At 67.1% G+C, this 20,644-nt stretch carries 24 protein-coding genes; all 24 read left to right on the top strand.

Features of this window, described 5'->3' with window-relative positions; genetic code table 11:
* Nucleotides 1–2,035, top strand: a 2,035-nt coding sequence (locus tag JZ791_RS38485; protein WP_216901984.1) for a hypothetical protein, incomplete at its 5' end; no start/stop codon positions are given.
* 64 nt (nucleotides 2,036–2,099) lie between these two features.
* Nucleotides 2,100–2,546 (top strand): FixH family protein, encoded by a 447-nt coding sequence (locus JZ791_RS38480; protein WP_216901982.1) that lies wholly within the window; start codon nucleotides 2,100–2,102, stop codon nucleotides 2,544–2,546.
* 49 nt (nucleotides 2,547–2,595) lie between these two features.
* Nucleotides 2,596–3,771 carry a hypothetical protein gene (locus JZ791_RS38475; RefSeq protein WP_254207080.1) on the top strand — a complete coding sequence of 392 codons (1,176 nt, stop codon included), beginning with the start codon at nucleotides 2,596–2,598 and terminating at the stop codon, nucleotides 3,769–3,771.
* Nucleotides 3,772–3,890: 119 nt separating this feature from the next.
* Nucleotides 3,891–4,412 (top strand): hypothetical protein, encoded by a 522-nt coding sequence (locus tag JZ791_RS38470; protein WP_216901990.1) that lies wholly within the window; start codon nucleotides 3,891–3,893, stop codon nucleotides 4,410–4,412.
* A 561-nt stretch (nucleotides 4,413–4,973) separates the two neighbouring features.
* Nucleotides 4,974–5,279 (top strand): 30S ribosomal protein S10, encoded by a 306-nt coding sequence (gene rpsJ / locus JZ791_RS38465; RefSeq protein WP_003938093.1) that lies wholly within the window; start codon nucleotides 4,974–4,976, stop codon nucleotides 5,277–5,279.
* A gap of 14 nt (nucleotides 5,280–5,293) precedes the next feature.
* Nucleotides 5,294–5,959, top strand: a complete 666-nt coding sequence (gene rplC / locus JZ791_RS38460; protein ID WP_216901980.1) for a 50S ribosomal protein L3 — start codon at nucleotides 5,294–5,296, stop codon at nucleotides 5,957–5,959.
* Nucleotides 5,956–6,627, top strand: coding sequence for a 50S ribosomal protein L4 (rplD, locus tag JZ791_RS38455; RefSeq protein WP_216901979.1), 672 nt, complete (start codon nucleotides 5,956–5,958; stop codon nucleotides 6,625–6,627). Before rplC ends, rplD begins: the two co-directional genes overlap by 4 nt.
* A complete protein-coding gene (gene rplW, locus JZ791_RS38450) occupies nucleotides 6,624–6,929 on the top strand; it encodes a 50S ribosomal protein L23 (protein WP_216901978.1) in 306 nt (101 codons plus the stop codon). The genes rplD and rplW overlap by 4 nt, the downstream gene beginning before the upstream one ends.
* Nucleotides 6,930–6,962: 33 nt before the next feature.
* Nucleotides 6,963–7,793: a 50S ribosomal protein L2 gene (gene rplB / locus JZ791_RS38445; RefSeq protein WP_216901977.1), complete on the top strand. Its 831-nt coding sequence runs from the start codon at nucleotides 6,963–6,965 to the stop codon at nucleotides 7,791–7,793.
* Between the two features lie 14 nt (nucleotides 7,794–7,807).
* The gene (gene rpsS, locus JZ791_RS38440) at nucleotides 7,808–8,089 is read left to right on the top strand and encodes a 30S ribosomal protein S19 (protein WP_067581272.1); all 282 of its coding nucleotides are present in this window, start codon (nucleotides 7,808–7,810) and stop codon (nucleotides 8,087–8,089) included.
* A complete protein-coding gene (gene rplV, locus JZ791_RS38435) occupies nucleotides 8,086–8,517 on the top strand; it encodes a 50S ribosomal protein L22 (RefSeq protein WP_438804604.1) in 432 nt (143 codons plus the stop codon). The genes rpsS and rplV overlap by 4 nt, the downstream gene beginning before the upstream one ends.
* Entirely contained in the window at nucleotides 8,518–9,321 is an 804-nt protein-coding gene (gene rpsC / locus JZ791_RS38430) for a 30S ribosomal protein S3 (RefSeq protein ID WP_216901976.1), read from the top strand.
* A 3-nt stretch (nucleotides 9,322–9,324) separates the two neighbouring features.
* On the top strand, nucleotides 9,325–9,741 hold the full coding sequence (rplP, locus tag JZ791_RS38425; RefSeq protein ID WP_216901975.1) for a 50S ribosomal protein L16: 417 nt from the start codon (nucleotides 9,325–9,327) through the stop codon (nucleotides 9,739–9,741).
* Nucleotides 9,741–9,980, top strand: a complete 240-nt coding sequence (gene rpmC, locus JZ791_RS38420) for a 50S ribosomal protein L29 (protein ID WP_216901974.1) — start codon at nucleotides 9,741–9,743, stop codon at nucleotides 9,978–9,980. Before rplP ends, rpmC begins: the two co-directional genes overlap by 1 nt.
* Nucleotides 9,977–10,273, top strand: coding sequence for a 30S ribosomal protein S17 (rpsQ, locus tag JZ791_RS38415; RefSeq protein ID WP_216901973.1), 297 nt, complete (start codon nucleotides 9,977–9,979; stop codon nucleotides 10,271–10,273). The genes rpmC and rpsQ overlap by 4 nt, the downstream gene beginning before the upstream one ends.
* Nucleotides 10,274–10,602: 329 nt before the next feature.
* On the top strand, nucleotides 10,603–11,604 hold the full coding sequence (locus JZ791_RS38410) for a sensor histidine kinase (RefSeq protein WP_216901971.1): 1,002 nt from the start codon (nucleotides 10,603–10,605) through the stop codon (nucleotides 11,602–11,604).
* Nucleotides 11,601–12,362: a LytR/AlgR family response regulator transcription factor gene (locus JZ791_RS38405; RefSeq protein ID WP_216901969.1), complete on the top strand. Its 762-nt coding sequence runs from the start codon at nucleotides 11,601–11,603 to the stop codon at nucleotides 12,360–12,362. The genes JZ791_RS38410 and JZ791_RS38405 overlap by 4 nt, the downstream gene beginning before the upstream one ends.
* 23 nt (nucleotides 12,363–12,385) lie before the next feature.
* The gene (locus JZ791_RS38400; protein ID WP_216901967.1) at nucleotides 12,386–12,718 is read left to right on the top strand and encodes a hypothetical protein; all 333 of its coding nucleotides are present in this window, start codon (nucleotides 12,386–12,388) and stop codon (nucleotides 12,716–12,718) included.
* Nucleotides 12,715–14,388 (top strand): sodium/solute symporter, encoded by a 1,674-nt coding sequence (locus JZ791_RS38395; protein WP_216901965.1) that lies wholly within the window; start codon nucleotides 12,715–12,717, stop codon nucleotides 14,386–14,388. Before JZ791_RS38400 ends, JZ791_RS38395 begins: the two co-directional genes overlap by 4 nt.
* 188 nt (nucleotides 14,389–14,576) lie before the next feature.
* On the top strand, nucleotides 14,577–14,912 hold the full coding sequence (locus JZ791_RS38390; protein WP_216901963.1) for a DUF485 domain-containing protein: 336 nt from the start codon (nucleotides 14,577–14,579) through the stop codon (nucleotides 14,910–14,912).
* Complete coding sequence (locus JZ791_RS38385; RefSeq protein ID WP_216901961.1) at nucleotides 14,912–16,513, top strand: monocarboxylic acid transporter; 1,602 nt, start codon at nucleotides 14,912–14,914, stop codon at nucleotides 16,511–16,513. Before JZ791_RS38390 ends, JZ791_RS38385 begins: the two co-directional genes overlap by 1 nt.
* 172 nt (nucleotides 16,514–16,685) lie before the next feature.
* Entirely contained in the window at nucleotides 16,686–17,981 is a 1,296-nt protein-coding gene (locus JZ791_RS38380; RefSeq protein WP_216901959.1) for a hydroxymethylglutaryl-CoA lyase-like TIM-barrel protein, read from the top strand.
* Nucleotides 17,978–18,907 carry a ketopantoate reductase family protein gene (locus tag JZ791_RS38375; protein ID WP_254207079.1) on the top strand — a complete coding sequence of 310 codons (930 nt, stop codon included), beginning with the start codon at nucleotides 17,978–17,980 and terminating at the stop codon, nucleotides 18,905–18,907. The genes JZ791_RS38380 and JZ791_RS38375 overlap by 4 nt, the downstream gene beginning before the upstream one ends.
* Nucleotides 18,908–18,909: 2 nt before the next feature.
* Entirely contained in the window at nucleotides 18,910–20,313 is a 1,404-nt protein-coding gene (locus JZ791_RS38370; protein ID WP_216901957.1) for an MFS transporter, read from the top strand.
* The last annotated feature ends 331 nt before the right edge of the window (nucleotides 20,314–20,644 follow it).

Here is a 20,644-nt window from a genome sequence, read left to right as displayed (position 1 = left end):
GGGCGGGTACGCGGTTGCCGATGCGCCGTCGGCGGGTGGGGATATCTCGATCGCGCAGACGCTGGGTGATCGGGAACTGACCGTTGTGCTGCGGCGGGTGACTTCGGTGCCCGGGCCGTTGCAGGTCGAGGTGGTGACCCATGCGGGGAGCGCAGGTGGCCGGCTCTCGTTGGCGCTGACGCCGGTGGGGGCCTCGTCGAAGTCCTCGTCGCTGCCCGCGCCCGGCGTGCCGACCGATCGCGGTGCGGTGGATCTCGGCGCTAGGCCGGGGATGTATTCGACCACGCTGCATGTGGATCGGCCGGGGCCGTGGGAGCTGGCGGTCGGGGACGGGATACGGGTGGCCCGGATTCCGTTCGTCGTGCCCAAACAGGTGACCACGCCGCCGGAACGTCTCGTATACGGCGGATTCCTGGCCGCGGGGGTGCTGCTGCCGGTCTCGATCGTGGTCGCGGTGCGGGCGCGGCGCAGTGCGTGGGCGCTGTTGCCGGCCGGGGGCATGGTCGCCGGGATCGCGGTCGCGGTGACCGCCGCCGTACTGTCCTCGTCGCTGCCCCTGCCGCCGCAACCGGGTGTGCAGCTGGATCCGGACGTGAACAACGTGAGCAACCCGTATGCCCTTGGGCAGCCGTTGATTTCGGACTTTTCCAGGCCGCCGGTCATGCTGCGCCTCGGTACCGCCCCGCTCGATGCCGGGCGACCCGGCGATCTCGATCTGTACCTCACCGACGCCGCGACGGGCGCATCCGTGGACGATCTGGTCATCGAGGACAGTGCGCTGATCCATCTGCTGGTGATCGGCCCGAGCGGTGAGCTGGCCCACCTGCATCCCATTCGAATCGCGCCCGGCCACTACCAGATTCACCTCACGCCGCCCGAGGCCGGCAACTACGCCCTGTCCGCCGAGTTGGCCCGCCGCGGCGGTGGCGTTCAGATGGTCCGCGCCGCAAACGGATTCACCGTCACTCCGGGCGAATCGACTGTGGCCTTTCCGAACACCGCCAAGCCGGTGCACCTCGGCGACGGGACGACTACGGCCGCCACCGCCATCGGCCCCACCCCGATCACCGTGACGAGCACCGATCCGGTAGCCGGCGTGCCGATCACCCTGACCGCCACGGTCGGCGACACCTCCGACCTGCAACCCTGGCTCGGCATGGTCGGCCACATGATCGTCGCGGGCCCGCTCCCCAGTGACTCCGATATCGGAGACGAGGTGCAGAACGCTCCGATTTGGGGCCATGCCCACTCGATGGGCGGCATGTCCATGGCGGGTATGGGCAACGATTCCGCCAGTGGAACAACGAGCCCCGGCCTTCCCGGCGAGAACGCGACTCCGAGTGCCGCGCCGTCTGTGCCCGGGGCCGGCGGCCCGATGCCGGACATGCCCGGCATGACGGTTGCGCCGAGCGCCGGCCCGAGTGCACCGGGGATGAGCCGGAGTTCGAATGCCATGCCGAATATGCCGGGCATGCAGGCGGCGCCGAGTCTCGTCCCTGACCCGCCCGGAAACTCGAATCGCGCGCCGAATACGCCTGCCGCACCGGGTGAATCCGGGATCAGTGGTATATCGGGACAGAATCCCAAGCCGAATTCGCCTGCGATGACCGCCGTGTCGGGCCCTGGCCAGAACCTGCCGGGCAATTCGAGTCGCGCGCCGATGCCGAATACGCCTGCCGCTCCGGGGGGATCCGGGATGGCTGGGACGCCGGTGGCGCCGAGTTCCGGCTCGAACGGACCGGGAATGCCCGGTGCGCCGGGTATGAGCGCCGCGCCCGGGAAGCCGGGGGTGAGTTCGACGAATTCGGCTCCCGCGCGGAACATGACGAACTCCGGTGGCGCGATGCTGATGCTTCCGGTCAACGGCGACAGTGCCCCCGACGAGACCGTGGCCGCGTACGGCCCGTCCGTACCGTTCACGTACACCTTCCCGGTTCCGGGCAGGTATCGCGTCTGGATTCAGGTCGAGCGGAATTTCACCGTACTCACCATTCCGGTCGTGCTCGACGTCGCGGAATCGGGGGCGAGTCGATGACCATGAGGCGATCGGCCCGGATAGGTAAGTCCGTCATCGGGTGGGACGGCTCGGAGGTGGCGCGATGACGAGTTCCGAATCCGTCGCGCGAAGTTCGTGGGGACGCCGGATGAGGGTGGTGGTGATCGTCGTGATCGTCGCGGCGGTGCTCGCCCTGACCGGATGGCTGGTGTGGCCGAGCTCGCCCGGACCACTCGTACTGCACAGCGGCACAGCGGATCACATCGTCACCGTCACCGTCGCGAACCATCGAATGGGTGACACCGGAATCGATGTGGCGTTGACCGACAGATCCGGAAAACCGGTATCCCGGGCCGTGATTCGAGTGCAGGCGATCGAGCCCCGGATGGGTTACTCGGATCAGCCCGTCACCGCCGCGCCGACCGGATCCGGCCGATATCACGCGCCGGATGTCTCGTTCATGATGACCGGCCCCTGGAGTCTCCAGGTATGGATCGCCATGGGCCAGGCCATCGATCAACTGTCGATACCCCTGTGGATCGGCGGATGAACAGGAAAGGAATTGTCATGGGGCAGCACAGCGAGCACGAGGTGTGGTCATGACCGCCTCACTACCGTTCGACGCGGCACCCGCTCGCGCGACATCGACTGCCGCGCAACGGCTCACCGCCTACGATACCGGCCTCGCCGCGCGCGCCGGGGCCTGGGTCGTGCTGCTGGGCATCATCGTCGGCACGGTCGGGACCAGCTGGGATATCCAGTGGCACACCGACGTCGGGCCCGACACCTTCTTCACACTGCCGCATCTGTTCCTCTACTCCGGCAGTGCGATCTCCGGATTCGCCAGTCTGGCCATGGTGATCCTGACGACCTCGGCGCAGCGCGCGGGACGTCCGGTGCCGCGCCTGGGCGGCACCCCGATCCGGGTGTTCGGCGGCACGCTCACCGCACCGATCGGCTACATGGTCTCCGGGGCGGGTGCGGCGCTGTTCCTGCTCTACGGCCTGTTCGACCTGGAGTGGCATTCGATCTACGGATTCGACGCCGTGCTCAACACGCCCTCGCACGTAGCGCTCTTCCTGTCGATCAGCACCACCATGATCGGCAGCATCATCGTGTTCTCGGCACATCGGGACGAGCTGTGGGCCCGGGCCGGACTGGTGCTCTCGATCGTCTTCCTGATCTCCTACGCGCCGATCCCCGCCGACGGGTTGAACAATCTGCCGATGCCGGTCGATCCGATCATCGCCGCCACGGTGTTGTTCGCGCCGATGCTGTTGATCATGGGCGCGGTCGTACTGGGACGCGCGGGCGGCGCACTGGTCATCGGTGTGGCGATGAGTATCACGCAGGCGGTGCTGTGGTGGTTCTCGCCGTGGGCCGCACACGCCTATGCCTCGGCGGTCGGGCTGCCGCTGCGTGACGGGCTGCAGCCGCTGCCGCCCAGCTTCCCCAGCATCATGCCGATGTTCCTGATCGTGGCCGCGGTGGTGGTGGAGGGCCTGTTCTGGGTGGCCCGCACCCGCGCGCTGAATCCGCACCGGACGCTGCTGGTGACCGGCGTGGTCACTGGCGTCATCCTCGGGGTGGGGCTGCCGTTGCAGACGATCATGACCGATCCTGTTTCACGCATCACCGCGTCGAGCTTCGCGATAGTCGCCATCCTCGGGATCCCGTTCGGCCTGCTCGCCGGATTCCTCGGCGGGCGGTTCGCGGCGATGCTGAACACATTGGCCCCGCGCGAGGCCGGGTCGGTCCAGGAGATAGCGCGATGAGCATCGACGCACGTCATTCGATGGATCGGGGCAACCGGCGCACCGGGGGGACGGGGAATCCAGATCGGCCTGGGACGAGCGTGCACATCGGTCGTCGCCCGCTGCTGCGCCGCCTGATGCTGATCCTGCTGGCTCTCTCCGCGCTGACCCTGTTCACCGCAGGCCCGGCCGCCGCATATCAACCGGTGAACATCGTGCACACCGAAAAGGTTCAGGTCGGTCCCTACGACCTCACCGTCGGCTTCACCACCTGGCCCATTCGCGCCATGCAGTCCCTGGACTTCACCTTCCTGCCCGCCGACGGCATTGCGGGGAAATCCGGCACCCTGAAGATCAACGGCCCCGACCGCCGAGCAACCCGCCGGGTGCAGCCGCTCGTGCGCCATCCCCGCATGCGCGATTCCTGGGGTCTGGACGTCAAATCCCTGAACGCCCCCGGCACCTACAGTTTCACCTTCACCATCGACGGTCCCCAGGGCCACGGCCAGGGCACCCTCGTCGGCGTCCAGGTCCTGAACCAGCCCGGGCCCCCGCTCGCACTGAGCTGGACTCTCGGCCTACTTCCCCTGGCGGGGCTGCTGATATTCGTCGTGATCGTGTGGCGTCGGCTGAGACCCGGCCGTCTTCCCCTGCCCCTCTGAACTACCGGCATCCCGGCCTGCGGCTGCATTTTGTGCGAAGAATTGTCGGTTTCCGGACGATTCGGTGTGCAGAATGCAGCGGTAGGCCGGATTCCAGGGTCCGCCGACGCGGTTTCCGGTGTCAGCGGTCGCCGCTCCTGTCGCGGGGACCACGAGGCCCCGATTTGGAGTCGGTACCGGGCCTCGTGCATACTTGTCGGGTTGCCTTTACCGGGTGGGGTGTGTCCGTCGGAGAAATCCGGCACTGACCAGGCCCGATCGGCACAAGGCAGGCAGTACCCACTGTGTATCGGCGTCGAGTCCGGCGCGGATACTTCCGGGACGGCATTCATCCGGTCCACTGGAGTTGTTCAGTGCTGGAGAATGAGCGATAGGGCGACACGCCCGACCGCGTGGACCGGATGAACCATGACAGATGAACAGCGGCGATGGATCGGTCGAGACCGGTCGTAGTGAGTTACGGATGCGTCTGCTGTCTTCGTAGGGTTCGGGCATGCAAGTGAGGGTGCTTCGGGAGGCGACTCCCGGATCACGACGAAAGCGGAGAAAAGGACACTCAGCGTGGCGGGACAAAAGATCCGCATCAGGCTCAAGGCCTACGACCATGAGGCGATCGACGCGTCTGCGCGCAAGATCGTCGAGACGGTGACCCGCACCGGTGCCCGCGTCGTCGGGCCCGTGCCGTTGCCGACCGAGAAGAACGTGTACTGCGTCATCCGTTCGCCGCACAAGTACAAGGACTCGCGCGAGCACTTCGAGATGCGCACGCACAAGCGGCTGATCGACATCCTCGACCCGACGCCGAAGACGGTTGACGCGCTCATGCGCATCGACCTGCCGGCCAGCGTCGACGTCAACATCCAGTGACGGGGATTGCACACATGACTGACAACAAGAGTCGTCCGGCCGCGGGCATCCTGGGCACCAAGCTCGGTATGACCCAGGTCTTCGACGAGAAGAACCGCGTCGTTCCCGTGACCGTCGTCAAGGCGGGCCCGAACGTCGTGACCCAGATCCGCACCATCGAGCGCGACGGCTACTCCGCCGTCCAGGTCGCCTTCGGCGCCATCGACCCGCGCAAGGTGAACAAGCCGACCGCGGGCCAGTTCGCCAAGGCCGGTGTGACCCCGCGCCGCCACCTCGCCGAGCTCCGCCTCGCCGATTCCGCGAGCTTCGAGGTCGGCCAGGAGATCAACGCCGATGTGTTCGAAGAGGGCACCTACGTCGATGTGACCGGCACCAGCAAGGGCAAGGGCTTCGCGGGCACCATGAAGCGTCACGGCTTCAAGGGCCAGGGCGCCTCGCACGGTGCGCAGGCCGTGCACCGCCGGCCGGGTTCGATCGGTGGCTGCTCCACTCCCGGCCGCGTGTTCAAGGGCATGCGGATGTCGGGGCGGATGGGTAGCGACCGCGTCACGACGCAGAACCTCTCGGTCCACAAGGTGGATGCCGAGAACGGTCTGCTGCTGATCAAGGGTGCGATCCCGGGCCGCAAGGGCGGCGTCGTGATCGTCAGGAGTGCAGTGAAGGGTGGTGCCCACGCATGAGCGCCGAGGTTAAAACCAATCTGACGCTGCCGGTCAAGGCGCCGGGCGGCAAGACCAACGGCACCGTCGAGCTCCCCGCGGAGATCTTCGACGCGACCGCCAACATCGCGCTGATGCACCAGGTCGTCGTGGCCCAGCAGGCCGCCGCGCGCCAGGGCACGCACTCCACCAAGACCCGCGGCGAGGTCCGCGGCGGTGGCAAGAAGCCGTACCGGCAGAAGGGCACCGGCCGCGCCCGTCAGGGCTCGACCCGCGCGCCGCAGTTCACCGGTGGTGGCATCGTGCACGGCCCGCAGCCGCGCGACTACTCGCAGCGCCTGCCCAAGAAGATGAAGGCCGCCGCGCTGCGTGGCGCCCTGTCTGACCGGGCGCGCAACGAGCGCATCCACGTGATCACCGAACTGGTCGAGGGTCAGACCCCGTCGACCAAGATCGCCAAGAGCTTCCTGGCCGAGCTGTCGGACCGCAAGAAGCTGCTGGTCGTCGTCGGTCGCGAGGATGTCGCCGCGTGGAAGAGCGTGGCCAACCTGCAGGGTGTGCACCCGATCGCGCCGGACCAGCTCAACACGTACGACGTGCTGAACAGCGATGATGTCGTGTTCAGCGTGGAGGCCCTGAACGCCTTCGTGCACGGGCCCGCTGAGGCTGCACAGGAGGACAGCAAGTGACCACCATCGCCGATCCCCGCGACATCCTGCTCGCGCCGGTCATCTCCGAGAAGTCCTACGGGCTGATCGAGGATGGCACGTACACCTTCCTGGTGCACCCGGACTCGAACAAGACGCAGATCAAGATCGCCGTCGAGAAGGTTTTCGGCGTGAAGGTGACCAGCGTCAACACCGCCAACCGTCAGGGCAAGCGCAAGCGGACCCGCTTCGGTTACGGCAAGCGCAAGGACACCAAGCGCGCGCTCGTGACCCTCTCGGCCGATAGCAAGCCCATCGAGATCTTCGGAGGCCCGGTCGCGTAGGCGGCGGGGAATCCAGAAAGCAGAGAAGAACTCATGGCAATCCGTAAATACAAGCCGACGACCCCGGGTCGTCGCGGCGCGTCCGTCTCGGACTTCGCCGAGATCACCCGGTCGACTCCCGAGAAGTCGCTGCTGCGCCCGCTGAGCAAGTCCGGCGGCCGCAACGCGCACGGCCGGATCACCACCCGGCACCGCGGTGGCGGTCACAAGCGCGCCTACCGTCTGATCGACTTCCGCCGGTTGGACAAGGACGGCATCCCGGCCAAGGTCGCTCACATCGAGTACGACCCGAACCGCACCGCCAACATCGCACTGCTGCACTTCGCCGATGGCGAGAAGCGCTACATCATCGCGCCCAAGGGCATCGCCCAGGGCACGAAGATCGAGTCCGGTGCGGGCGCCGACATCAAGCCGGGCAACAACCTGCCGCTGCGCTCGATCCCGACCGGTACCACCATCCACGCGGTGGAGCTGCGTCCCGGCGGTGGCGCCAAGCTGGCCCGCTCGGCCGGTATGAGCGTCCAGCTGCTGGGTAAGGAAGGCACCTACGCCGTCCTGCGTATGCCCTCCGGTGAAATCCGCCGCGTCGATGTGCGCTGCCGCGCCACCATCGGCGAGGTCGGCAACGCCGAGCAGTCGAACATCAACTGGGGCAAGGCCGGGCGCATGCGCTGGAAGGGTCGTCGTCCCACGGTCCGTGGTGTCGTGATGAACCCGGTCGACCACCCGCATGGTGGTGGTGAGGGCAAGACTTCCGGTGGTCGCCACCCGGTCTCGCCGTGGGGCCAGCCTGAGGGCCGTACCCGTAAACCCAACCGTCCGAGCGACAAGCTCATCGTCCGCCGCCGCGGCAAGAAGCGCTAAGAGGAGGTTAAGACATGCCACGCAGCCTGAAGAAGGGCCCGTTCGTCGACGAACACCTCCTCAAGAAGGTGGACGTCCAGAACGAGAAGAACACCAAGCAGGTCATCAAGACCTGGTCACGTCGTTCGACCATCATCCCCGATTTCATCGGGCACACCTTCGCGGTGCACGACGGCCGTAAGCACGTGCCGGTGTTCGTGTCGGAGAACATGGTCGGACACAAGCTCGGTGAGTTCGCGCCGACCCGCACGTTCCGTAGCCACGTCAAGGAAGATCGGAAGAGCAAGCGGCGATGAGCGAAGCGAAGAGCCAAACAGCGGAGCTGGCCAGCCCCGAAATTGCGAACCCGACAGCGCGCGCGACGGCCAAGCACGTTCGCGTGACGCCCATGAAGGCGCGCAGGGTCGTGGACCTGGTCCGCGGCAAGCGAGTCGAGGACGCGCTGGACATCCTGCGGTTCGCCCCGCAGGCCGCCAGCGAGCCGGTCGCCAAGGTCGTGGCCTCGGCCGCGGCCAACGCAGAGAACAACCTGGGCCTGAACCCGGCGACGCTGGTCATCTCGACCGCGTATGTCGACGAGGGCGCGACCATGAAGCGTTTCCAGCCGCGGGCCCAGGGCCGCGCGTTCCGGATCCGCAAGCGCACCAGCCACATCACCATCGAGGTCGAGAGCGTGCCCAGTGCCGCCCCGGCACGTAGCCGCCGGAAGGGAGGGGCCAAGTAAATGGGACAGAAAATCAACCCCCATGGCTTCCGCCTCGGCATCACCACCGACTGGAAGTCGCGCTGGTACGCCGATAAGCAGTACAAGGAATACGTCAAGGAAGACGTCGCGATCCGCAAGCTGCTCGCCACGGGCATGGAGCGGGCGGGCATCTCCAAGGTCGAGATCGAGCGCACTCGTGATCGCGTCCGGGTGGACATCCACACCGCGCGTCCGGGCATCGTGATCGGCCGCCGCGGCGCCGAGGCCGACCGTATCCGCGCCGAGCTGGAGAAGCTGACCGGCAAGCAGGTGCAGCTGAACATCCTCGAGGTCAAGAACCCCGAGTCCGATGCGCAGCTCGTCGCCCAGGGCGTGGCCGAGCAGCTGTCCAACCGTGTGGCGTTCCGTCGTGCGATGCGCAAGGCCATCCAGTCGGCCATGCGTTCGCCGAACGTCAAGGGCATCCGGGTGCAGTGCTCGGGTCGTCTGGGCGGCGCGGAAATGTCGCGTTCGGAGTTCTACCGTGAGGGTCGGGTTCCGCTGCACACGCTGCGCGCGGACATCGACTACGGCCTGTACGAGGCTCGGACCACCTTCGGCCGCATCGGTGTGAAGGTCTGGATCTACAAGGGCGACATCGTCGGCGGCAAGCGTGAGGTCACCGCGACCACGCCGCCGGCCGGTGAGCGTCGCGAGCGTCGGGAGCGGCCGAACCGCCCGCGTCGGTCCGGTTCGTCCGGTACCACCGCGACCAGCACTGAGGCCGGACGCGCCGCTACCGCTGTGGCGGACGCACCGGCAGAGACACCCCAGGAGGGCTGACCCATGCTGATGCCTCGCAAGGTCAAGTTCCGCAAGCAGCACCACCCCGGGCGCTCCGGCATGGCCAAGGGCGGCACCTCGGTGTCGTTCGGCGAGTACGGAATCCAGGCCCTGGAGCCGGCGTACGTGACCAACCGGCAGATCGAGTCGGCGCGTATCGCGATGACCCGTCACATCAAGCGTGGCGGCAAGATCTGGATCAACATCTACCCGGATCGCCCGCTGACCAAGAAGCCCGCCGAGACCCGCATGGGTTCCGGTAAGGGTTCGCCGGAGTGGTGGATCGCGAACGTCAAGCCCGGTCGGGTGATGTTCGAGATGAGTTACCCCAACGAGGAGACCGCTCGTGAGGCGCTGCGCCGTGCGATGCACAAGCTCCCGATGAAGTGCAGGATCGTGACCAGGGAGGAGCAGTTCTGATGGCTACCGGAACACCAGCCGCAGATCTGCGGGATCTCGACCAGGAGGCGTTGACCGCCCGCCTGCGCGAGTCGAAGGAAGAGCTGTTCAATCTGCGCTTCCAGATGGCGACGGGTCAGTTGACGAACAACCGTCGGCTGCGCGTGGTCCGGCACGAGATCGCGCGCATCTACACGGTCATGCGCGAGCGTGAGCTCGGTCTGGCCACCGGTCCCAAGACTGAGGGAGATGCCGCATGAGTGAGGCGAAGGGCCCGGCCAAGACGCCGGCCAAGCAGGAGGAGCGTGGCAGCCGCAAGGTTCGCGTCGGCTACGTCGTCTCCGACAAGATGAACAAGACGATCGTCGTGGAGCTGGAAGACCGTCACCGGCACCCGCTCTACGGCAAGATCATTCGCACCACCTCGAAGGTGAAGGCGCACGACGAGAACGAGACCGCCGGTGTCGGCGACCGCGTTCAGCTGATGGAGACCCGTCCGCTGTCGGCCACCAAGCGCTGGCGTCTGGTCGAGGTCCTGGAGCGGGCCAAGTAAGGTCCCCTCCTCGGCTGAGAGTCCGAATACGAAGGCCCGCTTCCCGATTGGGAAGCGGGCCTTCGTCTTTCTCACGTGTGCGCGAACGCGGGTGTCGAGCGGTCGGGCGGTGACGGCTGGATCGCGTTACAGTGGAATCCAAAAGAGCGGGGCCGCTTCCTGTTTGGTAGCGGGCTTCGGTGATTGCAACCAGTGACAACTCGGAACGCTTCTGACTCGAGGATCCGAGGGCGAGGTGGTGTGGCGCCCTCGAGCGGATGCGGACGATGAGGGGGTCTGTCGCAGTGCAGATGTGGATGCGGTCGCGAAACGAACGCGTGGATCCGATTGTGACGCTGGCGCATGTTCGCCGCCTCACCACGAATCTGGCCGAGGGCCTGTCCGGGCCCGGTGCTCCGGCCGCGGCGCAGCGGCTGCGGCGGATGCTCGGGGCGCGATCTGTCGGGCTGTGCGATCTGAACGCGGATCTCGCCTGGTCCGGTGGCTCCGGGGACGCCGACGCGGCCGCCGCGCTGATCGCCGAGGTCTTGCGCACCGAGCGGAACGCGGCCGAGGGACCCGTTGCCGCCGCGCCGCTGATCGTCGATGGCGCGCTCGCGGGCATCCTGCTGGTGGACGGGCCGACTCCGGCGAAGGCGCTGAAAGAGGCCGTCCGGCTGATCGAGCACATCCTCGACCACGGCAGGCTGCAAGACAGTGCCGAGCGTGCCGCACGGTCCGAGCTGCGGGCACTGCGGGCGGAGATCTCACCGCATTTCGTCTACAACGCGCTGACGGTCATCGCCTCGCTGGTGCGCTCGGATCCGGAGCGATCGCGCGAGCTGATTCTCGATTTCGCCGACTACGCGCGCTACAGCCTTGCGCGGCACGGCGAATACACCACGGTCGCCGACGAATTCCAGGCCATCGAGACGTATCTCGTGCTCCAGCGCGCCGTCATCGGCGATCGGCTGCGGGTGCAGATTCGGGTGACCCCCGATGTGCTGGCGGTGCCGTTGCCGTATCTGGTGCTGCAACCGCTGGTGGAGAACGCGATTCGGCACGGCATCGAGGCCCGTGAGGGTGGCGGCGCGATCAACGTGCACGGCGAGGCGCGCGACGAGGACTGCGTGATCACCATCGAGGACGACGGTGTCGGAATGGATCCGGCGCATGCGGAGGCCATCCTGGCCGGGAAATCCACCGGGTCGGTCGGGTTGTCCAATGTGGATCGCCGGCTGCGCACCAGCTACGGGTCGTGGTACGGCCTGGTCGTGGAGACCGAGCGGGACGCCGGAACCCGTGTCCTGGTGCGGGTTCCGCTCTCGCAGCCGGGGGTGTTGCCGTCATGAGGACGCTGCGGCGGCTGCGTGTGCTCGCGGTCGATGACATGCCGTCCGCGTTGGACGAGCTGTGCCGTCTGCTGCGCGAGACGCCCGTGGTCGATATCGTCACGGCCGCGGGCGATTCGCTGACCGCGCTCAAGCTCATTCAGAGCCGGCGGTACGACGCGGTATTCCTGGATATCTCCATGCCTGGCCTGGACGGGCTGGAGCTGGCGAACCTGCTGGCCAAACTCGGTGAACCGCCCGCGATCGTTTTCGTCACCGCGCACGACCGGCACGCGGTCGCCGCGTTCGGCATCGGAGCCGCGGACTATCTGCTCAAACCCGTTCGCGCGGAACGACTTTCCGCCACCATCGACCGGGTGCTCAAGTTGCTGCCCGACGCGGCGCCGGCATCCGCGGTCGCCGACGTGCTCGCCGCCCTTCCGGTGGACAGCGGCGGCCGGACTGTCTACGTGCGGCGCAGTGAGGTGCAATTCGCCGAGGCGCAGGGCGATTACGTCAAACTGCACACTCCGGGCGGGGTGCACCTGTACCGGATGCCGATCTCCCGGCTCGAAGAGTATTGGGAGGACGCCGGTTTCATGCGGACGCACCGCGGATATCTCGTCGCGCTCGGCGCGATTCGGGAGCTGCGCAGCGATTCCAGCGGGCTGTTCGCGCACACCGCGCTCGGCGACGTTCCGGTCAGCCGCCGGATGGCGCGCGATCTACGGGAACGACTGTTGCGGGCGGCGCGCTCGAGCGAGACGGATCGCCGCTGATGGCCGCCCGCAGGGTCACTGTGATGAGCCCGCAGACCAGACTCGCACACACCCGCCCCCGGCGGCACGGCAGCCGGCCGGCCAGGATTCCGGCGGACCTGGCGGACACCGCGACCGCAAGGGCGTTGCGCAACTATCGATTCCAACGCCGCCGTGCGGTCGTCACGGTCGTCGTGCTGACGGCCATCCTTGCGGGGTTACCGATCCTGCTGGACCTCTGGCCGCTGCTGGATCGGTTGCGGCTGGCCGACATTCCGCTGTCCTGGTTGGCGCTGGCGGTGCTGCCCTACCCGCTGCTCGTGGTGGTGGGCGTGTGGCACCTGCGCCGGGCCGAGGCGATCGAGGACAGCGGATGATCGGCCTGTTCGCCGTCGGGCTCGTGATGGCGACGACCCTGTTCATCGGCCTGCGCGGCGTCGCGGCCATGCGCACGACCTCGGACTTCCTGGTCGCCTCGCGGCGCGCGACACCACTGCTGAATTCCGCCGCCCTCTCGGGTGAATATCTTTCGGCCGCATCGTTTCTCGGTGCGGCCGGACTGGTGGTGAAGGACGGCGTCGGCGCGCTGTGGTACCTGGTCGGCTTCGCGGCCGGGTACATCATGATGCTCGCACTGGTCGCCGCGCCGATCCGGCGGTCGGGCGCGCTGACCGTGCCGGATTTCGTCGAGGCGCGACTGGCCTCGCGTCCGCTACGACGGCTGGCGGCGGTCGCCGTGCTCGTGATCAGCCTGCTGTATCTGGTGCCGCAGTTCCACACCTCCGGCCTGGTGCTGAGCGTGGTCAGCGGGGCGCCCTACTGGGTGGGCGTGGTGCTGGCCGCGGTGGCGGTGAGCCTGACCCTCGTGCTCGGCGGCATGCGCGCGGCGACCTATGTGCAGGCCTTTCAGTTCGTGGCGAAGGTCGTGCTGTTCGCCGTGCCCGCCATCTGGCTGCTGGTCGGCGTGGGGTCCGCCGCGCGTGCCGAGGCGATGCATCCGGTCGCGTTCCAGCGCTTCGCACACCCGACCACCGTCGTCTTCCGGCAGAACGTGATCGTCGAGATCACCGAGCCCATCCGCGTGCCCGGCCTGGTGCTGAACCCCGGCCCGCACCGGTTCGGCGCCGGGCAGCGCGTGGCCTTGCCAGCCGGAGCCGTGGCGCCGCGGGTCGACGGGCTGAGCGCGCCCGGCGCCGCCGGCTGGCGGCGGCCGCTGTTCGATGTCGGGAACTACGGCCACCCCCTGCTGAGTACCCTGTCGGTGCTGCTGGCCACCGCACTGGGCACCATGGGGCTGCCGCACGTGATCATGCGGTTCCATACCAGCCCCGACGGCAGGGCCGCGCGTCGCGCCGCCGCGCTCACCGTTCCCCTGGTCGGGATGTTCTACCTGTTCCCTGGTATTTACGGGGTACTCGGCGGTGCGCTGGTACCGCAGCTGTACCTGTCCGGCGACACCGATACGGTCGTGGTCGCGCTGCCGATCCAGGTGCATCTCGGGTGGCAGGGCGTCGTGTTGACCGGGATGCTCACAGCGGGCGCGTTCGCCGCGATTCTGACGAGTTCGCTGGGGTTGCTGCTGGCCGTGTCCGGCGCGATCTCGCACGACCTCACCCCCGGCGGTCTCGGACGGCTGCGCGTGACCGTGCTGCTGTCGGCACTCGTGGTGCTGCTGCTGTCCCTGCCGTTCGGTCGGCTCGACGCCGGAATTCTGGTCACTTGGGCGTTCACCGTTGCGGCGTCGACGTTTTCGCCGCTGCTGATCCTGGGGATCTGGTGGTCGCGGCTCACCGCTGCCGGAGCGGCCACCGGAGTTCTGGTCGGCATGCTCGTCTCCTCGGGCGCGATCACGCTGACCGCGTTCGATCCGTCGCTGTCGGGCTGGCTCGGGATGCTGGCGACACAGCCTGCGCCGCTGTCGGTTCCGCTGGCGTTCGCGACGATGATCGGCGTGTCCCTGCGCGGCCGGGCGCCCGAGTGGTCCAGGGGCGCGATGCTGCGTCTGCACCTGGACGACGGTGATCGAGCGGAGCGAGGGAACCAATAAGCGCGGCAACGTCGGTCGCGGCGTAACCGAGCGACGGCGAGGCGTGGCCGTGACCGTTCGTCGCGGCCGGGCCACCGTTCGTCGACCGTTCGACGCACCGGCCGACGGCTGGGCGATGACCGATTTCCCTTGCCCGGCCACGGATCTAGCGTGGTTCGTATCACTCCTGCACAGGTCGAGGAGTTCCAATGACGACCATTGATCGAGGTCCGGCGGGTCACGGCGATGTGATCAGCGCGCATACCAGCCCTGAGTTCATCCGACTGCGACATCGCCTGCGCACCTTCGTGTTTCCGGTCACCGGGCTCGGGCTGGCCTGGTATCTGCTGTATGTGGTGCTGGGGGACTACGCGCATGGGTTCATGTCGGCGAAGGTGTTCGGTGACATCAACATCGGATTGCTGTTCGGGCTGGCGGAATTCGTCAGCACCTTCGTCATCACCGGTGCGTACGTGCGTTATGCCGCGCGTCGTCTGGATCCGATCGCGGATCGGATCCGTGCGGACCTCGAGGCCGGTGCGTGATGAGCGCGCACGGGCTGCAGGGCAGCAATCCGACGCTGAATATCGCCATCTTCGGTCTGTTCGTGGCCGTCACGCTGGTGGTGGTCGTGCGGGCCAGCCGCGGTTCACGCACCGCGTCGGACTATTACGCGGGCGGGCGGGCGTTCACCGGACCGCAGAACGGAATCGCGATCGCCGGCGACTATCTGTCCGCGGCGACCTTCCTCGGCATCACCGGATCGATCGCCGTGTACGGCTACGACGGATTCCTCTACTCGGTCGGATTCCTCGTCGGCTGGCTGGTCGCCTTGCTACTGGTCGCCGAATTGCTGCGTAATACAGGAACTTTCACAATGGGAGACGTGCTGGCCTTCCGGATGCGGCAGCGTCCGATCCGCGCGGCCGCGGCGGTCTCGACGATCACGGTGAGCCTGTTCTACCTGCTGGCCCAGATGGCCGGCGCGGGCATCCTGGTCTCACTGCTGCTGGGGATATCCGGGTCGGCGGGGCAGAGCGTGGTTATCGCGGCGGTCGGCGTCGTGATGATCGTCTATGTTCTGGTCGGCGGAATGAAGGGCACCACCTGGGTGCAGATCATCAAGGCGGTGCTGCTGATCGTGGCGGCCGGGGTGATGGCGCTGTGGGTGCTGGGCAAACACGGCTTCGATCCGTCGGATCTGTTGCGGGCCGCGGTGCGTCGCGCCGGGCCGACGGGGGAGCGGCTGCTCGATCCGGGGGCCAAGTACGGGGGCAGCGCTACCGCCAAACTCGATTTCCTGTCACTGGGCGTCGCGCTCGTGCTGGGTACCGCAGGGTTGCCGCACGTGCTGATGCGCTTCTACACCGTGCCGAACGCCCGGGAGGCACGACGGTCGCTGGTGTGGGCGATCGGGCTGATCGGACTGTGCTACCTGTTCATCCTGGTGATCGGTTACGGGGCCGCCGCGCTGGTGGATCCGGCCGCGATAGCCGCCGCGCCCGGTAGGGAGAACGCCGCGGCGCCGTTGCTCGCGCAGACGCTCGGCGGGCCGGTGCTGCTCGGAATCGTCGCCGCGATCGCGTTCGCGACGATCCTGGCCGTGGTGGCGGGGCTGACGATCACCGCATCGGTGTCCTTCGCACATGACATCTACACCAACGTGATTCGCAAAGGCTCGACCGACAGCGCCGCGGAGGTCCGCGTGGCGCGTATGGCCTCGGTGGTGATCGGGGTGGTCGCGATCGTCGGCGGAATCCTGGCGAAGAATCAGAATGTGGCGTTCCTGGTCGCGCTGGCGTTCGCGGTCGCCGCCTCGGCGAATCTGCCCACGATTCTGTATTCGCTGTACTGGAAGCGTTTCAATACCCGTGGCGCGCTGTGGAGTATGTACGGCGGACTGGCCGTCACCATCGCGCTGATCGTCTGCTCGCCCGCGGTGTCCGGAAACAAGGGGGCGATGTTCCCGCACGCCGATTTCGCCTGGTTCCCGTTGCAGAATCCGGGTCTGGTGTCGATTCCAGCGTCGTTCCTGCTCGGCTGGGCGGGGACCATGCTGTCCGCCGAGCACGCCGACGGGAAATTCGCCGAAATGGAGGTGCGCGCGCTGACCGGCGCGGGCGCGGAAAAAGCTTCGGCGCAGTGAGGGCCGAGGGTCTGATAGTCGTCGAACGAATCGAGGTGTGTCAGAGGACAGTTCAACCCAGATGGTTATCGCGCGCCGCGTGACCATCGTCGGAGTTCGCCCGTCGAAGAGGACGGAAGGTCGACGCTCTGGAAATCCCATCAGTGACCACTTCTGTTCTACGGAGGAATTTGTGCTTTCGTTTCCGTCCGGCCACAAGCCGCGATACAAGGACTTTTCCATCAAGGCAATCTCGGATGAGACCATCCGCGAGGGATGTGAGCGCGCACCCTACGGTGCGAGCGACAAGGGCAAGGTCGCACTGATCGAGGCGGTGACCAATGCCGGCGTGACCGACATCGATGTCGGCTCCGGTATCACCGAGCCCGCGTTCGTGCGTTCGGTGCTCGATGACAAATACCTCATCGGCCGCATTCCCGAGTCCGCGCAGTTCTCGTTCAACCTCACGCTCAAGACATGGGAGCCGCTGTGCGAGCAGCTGGCCAGGGAACTGCCGCGGGAGTACCTCGCCGAGATCTACGTCAGCATCGGCATGATCGAGATCGACTCGGACAAGAAGCTTTTCGAGCGGGTGGCCGAACGGCTTCGGTCGATCGGCGTCGGGAGGCTGCGTTCCAGCCTGTTGAACGCCTTCTCGATCACCGTCGACGAGGACAAGTACGACCACCTCAACCGGCAGATCGAACGCTGCCGCCAACAGGGCATCTCGCTGATCCGGATCAACGATTCGGTCGGCACCCTGGTACCGGACTCGACCGCCGTGCTGGCGGCGAATCTGGTGCACGACAATCCGGATGGCACGTTCTACCTGCACGGCCACAACGATCGAGGTCTGGGTACCGCGAATTCGCTGACCTCGGTGTTCCACGGGTTCCAGATGATCGAGGGCGGCGTGGCCGGCGCGGGTAACCGGGCCGGGCTGGCGGAGATCGAGAGCATTGCGGCGACGTTCGAGGACAACAACATCGCCGTCGAGGCGCGCCCGCTCGATCTGGACAAGCTGTCCGAGGCGGCCCGGCTGTCCGAGCAGGTGTTCCTGACCGCGCCCACTCCGTACCGTGCGGTGAGCGGGTTCCTGGTTCGCAACGAGAACGCGGGCATCGTGAATGTGCCCGACTATCTGGGTGTTTCCCGTCCGGTCGATTACTTCCTCAACCGCATCGGGCTGTTTCCGACGTACATCCGGCAGATTCTGGCCGAGCGCGGAATGGATTCCCGAATCCTCGCCGACGACGAGTTCGTGAAAGATGTCTATGAACGACTTGCAGCCCACATGGACCGCCTGTTCGACCGTAAGCAGCAGGAGTTCGCGGTTCTGGCGGAAAGTATCGAGGACTTCTACCGGGATATGGTCCGGCTGGATGAGGTTCAGCAATTCGCTCTGGAAGCTCTACGCGACCGAGAGTTTTCACCGCGGCTGATCGACATGCAGGATTCGTTCGTGCCCGAGGATGCGTTGGCATCATGAGAATTACGGTGTTCGGCGCGGGTGGGATAGGTCTGTACTTTGCCGCGATGCTCGCCCGCGCCGGGCATCGTGTCACCGTGGTCGGGCGGCCGGAGACGGTCGCCGCCGCTGCGAATCCACTGATCCTGGAGCGGGATTCGGGGAAGGTCGAGGTTTCGGGCATCCGTGCGGTCGCCGGGATCGCCGGGGATGAGGGGCCGGCGGATCTGGTGATCGTCGGGGTGAAGGCCTGGCAGGTGTCCGCCGCTGCCGGGGTGGTGGCGTCGATCGTAGGTCCGGGTACCACCGTCCTGCCGTTGCAGAACGGTGTGGAGGCCGCCGCGGACCTGGCCGCGGTGCTGGGGCCCGATCGGATCCTCGGATGCAGCTGCGTGGTGATCGCGCAGCGGGTGGGTCCTTGGGCGACGCGCTGTCTGGGCGCGGACGCCTCGGTCGAGATCGGCGCGTTGACAACGGAATCCGAGGACCGCGTTGCGAATGTCGGTGCGGCGCTGACGACGGCCGGAATCGCGGTCACCCGATCCGCGGATATCGAGGCCACGCTTTGGCGCAAGCTGATGCTGATCTCCTCCTACGGCGGCGTCGGCGCGATCGCGCGGCAGCCGGTCGGCGTCACCCGGGACGAGCCCGAGACCGCGGGCCTGGTGCTCGCGGCCATGCAGGAGGTGCTGGAGGTGGGACGCGCTCGGGGGATCGCGCTCGATGACGATGACGTCGCGCGAATGATGAAGGTGTACAGGGGATTCAGCCCCGACACTACCTCTTCGATGCAACGGGATCTCGCCGCGGGCAGACCGTCGGAGTTGGCCTGTCAGAGTGGCGCGGTGGTGCGGTTCGGCCGTGCGGCCGGGGTGCCGACTCCTGTTCATCAGGCGATCTACGCCTCACAACTGCCCGCCGAGACGGCGGCCCGGGGAGGACGGTAACCATGACCGACGTGAACGCCTCGGAAATCTCGCAGAACGAGGCATCGCACGAAACGACCGCTCGTGCCAGGCAATTGGGCATAGCCGGTGTGATCGCGGTCAGCATCGGCAACTTCCTGGTCGCCTTCGACGCCTCCGCGGTGAACGTGGCGCTGCCGACCATAACCCGCGAGCTGCACACCTCCGCCGGTGCCGGGCAGTGGTTCCTGGACGGGTACACGATTCCGCTGTGCGTATTCCTGATGGTGTCCGGCGCGGCCGGTGACCGGTTCGGCGCGGCGAGGGTGTACCGCGTGGCCCTGGCGGCGTTCACGGTCGCCTCGGCGCTGTGCGCCGCCGCGACGTCGGGGGAGTGGCTGATCGCCGCGCGAGTGCTGCAGGGCGTCAGCGCCAGTTTCGCATTGCCGATGACCCTGGCGATCCTGGGCAAGGGCATCGCCGACCCGGCCCGGCGCGCCCGGATGATCGGCGCGTGGGGTGTCGTTGGAGGGGTCGGCATCGCATCGTCGCCGCTGCTGAGCGGCCTGGTCACCGGATTCGTCGGCTGGCGTTGGATGTTCGCGGTCAATGTGCCGATATGCATTGCGGCACTGTGGATGCTGCGCCGATTCTCCGATTCCCCCGAGGCGCACCAGCGCCGGGTCAACCCTGCCTCACAACTGCTGCTCTGCGTCCTGCTCACCTCGCTGGCCGCAGCCCTGATCGAGGGACGCCGCGGAACCTGGCCGCTCGGCTGGCTGGTCGTCGCGGCGACGATCGCGGTCGCCGCCGCCGCCGGACTCCTGTGGATCGAACTGGTCTCGAAGAATCCGACCGTCCCACAAGAGCTTTCACGTAACCGCCCATACCTGCTGGTCGCCCTGGCCGGCGGCTGCTACCAATTCGCCTCCTACGGTTCACTTCTGGTCCTGGCCCTGTATCTACAGCAGAAGCACGGCCTCGACGCCGTGCACACCGGCTACGTCCTGCTGGTGTGCTGTGTCAGCTGGTGCCTGGGCAACGTCACCGCGCTGGTGATCACACCGGACCGCCGGGATCGAATCATCGTGGCACTGGCGGCCGTAGGCGCGATCGGCGCGATCGGCTCGGCCCTACTGTCCCTGAGCGGAAACCTGGTCCTGGCGATAGCCCCGACAGCCCTGATCGGCTACGCCGCAGGAATCCTGGCCTCCTCCCTGAGCGCGGCCGCCATGCACCTGGCCCCGGCCCCCGTCGCCGGAACCGCAGCGGGCCTACTCAACACGAGCCGCCAATCCGGCATGGTGATCGCCGTCGCGGTGCTCGGCGGAATGACCTTCGCCACCGAACTCCTGGTCCCGATGCTGGCCGTCGGCGCAGCGTTCATCGGGGTGCTGGCCGCCATGGTGACAGCGCTACGACCCAGCCGGGTTCGTCCGGCTGCATAGTCCCCGTACTCGGCCGATTTCCACGGGACAGTCCGCAACTGTGGCGAAATGCGAAAGCCCAGGTCCTATACCGGAGCAGCGGCGATCTGGTGTGCTCCGGTCGATTGTGAGTCAGCTGAACGTCGGGTCGGGCGCGGTGGCGGTGGTCGGGCGGAGGGGCCGAAGATGTCGGTTGCCCGGCGTATTCTGCGGCGGTCTAGAGATGAGGTTGGTATGCCGGCGCCGGGATTTCCGTTGAATCTGCTCGACGAGGAGGGGATGCCCTTGTGGATCAGTGGGTTGGCCAGTGATGATCCGAATCATTGTGTGCATGTGGTGCGGGGGTTGGGGG

Origin of the sequence: Nocardia alni (assembly GCF_019038435.1) — a bacterium.
Taxonomy (GTDB): domain Bacteria; phylum Actinomycetota; class Actinomycetes; order Mycobacteriales; family Mycobacteriaceae; genus Nocardia; species Nocardia alni.
This window is presented reverse-complemented; position numbering and strand designations above follow the sequence as displayed.

Bases quoted from the DNA above. Each gene is read 5' to 3' on its own strand.
- JZ791_RS38480 (WP_216901982.1), top strand. From the start codon at position 2,100: ATGACGAGTTCCGAATCCGTCGCGCGAAGTTCGTGGGGACGCCGGATG.
- JZ791_RS38475 (WP_254207080.1), top strand. From the start codon at position 2,596: ATGACCGCCTCACTACCGTTCGACGCGGCACCCGCTCGCGCGACATCG.
- rplC (WP_216901980.1), top strand. From the start codon at position 5,294: ATGACTGACAACAAGAGTCGTCCGGCCGCGGGCATCCTGGGCACCAAG.
- rplD (WP_216901979.1), top strand. From the start codon at position 5,956: ATGAGCGCCGAGGTTAAAACCAATCTGACGCTGCCGGTCAAGGCGCCG.
- rplB (WP_216901977.1), top strand. From the start codon at position 6,963: ATGGCAATCCGTAAATACAAGCCGACGACCCCGGGTCGTCGCGGCGCG.
- rpsS (WP_067581272.1), top strand. From the start codon at position 7,808: ATGCCACGCAGCCTGAAGAAGGGCCCGTTCGTCGACGAACACCTCCTC.
- rplV (WP_438804604.1), top strand. From the start codon at position 8,086: ATGAGCGAAGCGAAGAGCCAAACAGCGGAGCTGGCCAGCCCCGAAATT.
- rpsC (WP_216901976.1), top strand. From the start codon at position 8,518: ATGGGACAGAAAATCAACCCCCATGGCTTCCGCCTCGGCATCACCACC.
- rplP (WP_216901975.1), top strand. From the start codon at position 9,325: ATGCTGATGCCTCGCAAGGTCAAGTTCCGCAAGCAGCACCACCCCGGG.
- rpmC (WP_216901974.1), top strand. From the start codon at position 9,741: ATGGCTACCGGAACACCAGCCGCAGATCTGCGGGATCTCGACCAGGAG.
- rpsQ (WP_216901973.1), top strand. From the start codon at position 9,977: ATGAGTGAGGCGAAGGGCCCGGCCAAGACGCCGGCCAAGCAGGAGGAG.
- JZ791_RS38405 (WP_216901969.1), top strand. From the start codon at position 11,601: ATGAGGACGCTGCGGCGGCTGCGTGTGCTCGCGGTCGATGACATGCCG.
- JZ791_RS38400 (WP_216901967.1), top strand. From the start codon at position 12,386: ATGAGCCCGCAGACCAGACTCGCACACACCCGCCCCCGGCGGCACGGC.
- JZ791_RS38395 (WP_216901965.1), top strand. From the start codon at position 12,715: ATGATCGGCCTGTTCGCCGTCGGGCTCGTGATGGCGACGACCCTGTTC.
- JZ791_RS38390 (WP_216901963.1), top strand. From the start codon at position 14,577: ATGACGACCATTGATCGAGGTCCGGCGGGTCACGGCGATGTGATCAGC.
- JZ791_RS38385 (WP_216901961.1), top strand. From the start codon at position 14,912: ATGAGCGCGCACGGGCTGCAGGGCAGCAATCCGACGCTGAATATCGCC.
- JZ791_RS38375 (WP_254207079.1), top strand. From the start codon at position 17,978: ATGAGAATTACGGTGTTCGGCGCGGGTGGGATAGGTCTGTACTTTGCC.
- JZ791_RS38370 (WP_216901957.1), top strand. From the start codon at position 18,910: ATGACCGACGTGAACGCCTCGGAAATCTCGCAGAACGAGGCATCGCAC.